This is a genomic window from Campylobacter sp. BCW_4323, from assembly GCF_001763115.1.
Taxonomy (GTDB): domain Bacteria; phylum Campylobacterota; class Campylobacteria; order Campylobacterales; family Campylobacteraceae; genus Campylobacter_D; species Campylobacter_D jejuni.
On sequence record NZ_MJYC01000053.1, the window covers coordinates 1 to 936 of the forward strand.

The following is a 936-nucleotide window of genomic DNA, read 5'->3' on the forward strand; positions in this document are numbered from 1 at the left end:
CCACTTGATATATTGTCTATTCCTTTGCTTTCTAGTTTTTCTTTGAGTTTAGAATAAATAGGAATTTGCAAATTTACTCCTAATATAGATAAATTGTTTTATTATAACCAATCTACTTAATACTTTTAATTAATTTAAACTCTTTGTTTTTAAGATATTCTTGTCTTAATGTTTCATCTGCTTTATCAAGCTCATCAGGACTTTTGTCTTTGGTAAGTCCTAAGAAAGCGTGGGTGAAATCTAAGCCGTTTCCATTATAAAGACTAACTAATATTTCATATTCTAAAAACTCATCAATATAAATCGTTGCATAATATTTCATTTATAAAATCCTTTCTAATATGTTGCCAGTCCATAAAAAAAGAACAATGTGCAAGTATAACCCAAGGCGAATAGTAAAACACTAAACATAAACTTTCTTTTAAAAATGGATATTAAGAAAAATACTCCTATACCACAACAACCAACAATAAACAAGCTTAAACTAGAAAAATAAAATGCTAAAAATATAAATACCGCAGATAAAACCAAAGGAATGGCATTATAAATATATAATAAATTAAACATTATGCAAGAATATACAATAACAAATAACTCTATTGCATTTCTATCAAATATTAATAAAAATAAATTCTTATCATATTTACCATAACTAATGTAAATGTAGTGAAAAGTTAGAATAATATAAGTCACCAAAGCAAGAATCAAGCTACACACAAACCAAGCAATTTGTCCACTTGATATATTGTCTATTCCTTTGCTTTCTAGTTTTTCTTTGAGTTTAGAATAAATAGGAATTTGCAAATTTACTCCTAATATAGATAAATTGTTTTATTATAACCAATCTACTTAATACTTTTAATTAATTTAAACTCTTTGTTTTTAAGATATTCTTGTCTTAATGTTTCATCTGCTTTATCAAGCTCATCAGGACTT

General features: G+C 25.3%; 2 protein-coding genes. Both read right to left on the reverse strand.

Translation table 11 applies throughout. The annotated features are described in order from the left end of the window. Positions 1-112 precede the first annotated feature (112 nt). Positions 113-322, reverse strand: coding sequence for a hypothetical protein (locus AJN60_RS04905; RefSeq protein ID WP_044780640.1), 210 nt, complete (start codon positions 320-322; stop codon positions 113-115). A 14-nt stretch (positions 323-336) separates the two neighbouring features. Beyond that, positions 337-804: a hypothetical protein gene (locus tag AJN60_RS04910; protein ID WP_044780638.1), complete on the reverse strand. Its 468-nt coding sequence runs from the start codon at positions 802-804 to the stop codon at positions 337-339. Between the last annotated feature and the right edge of the window lie 132 nt (positions 805-936).

Coding starts and splice junctions, on each gene's coding strand:
- AJN60_RS04905 (WP_044780640.1), bottom strand. CDS start 322: ATGAAATATTATGCAACGATTTATATTGATGAGTTTTTAGAATATGAA.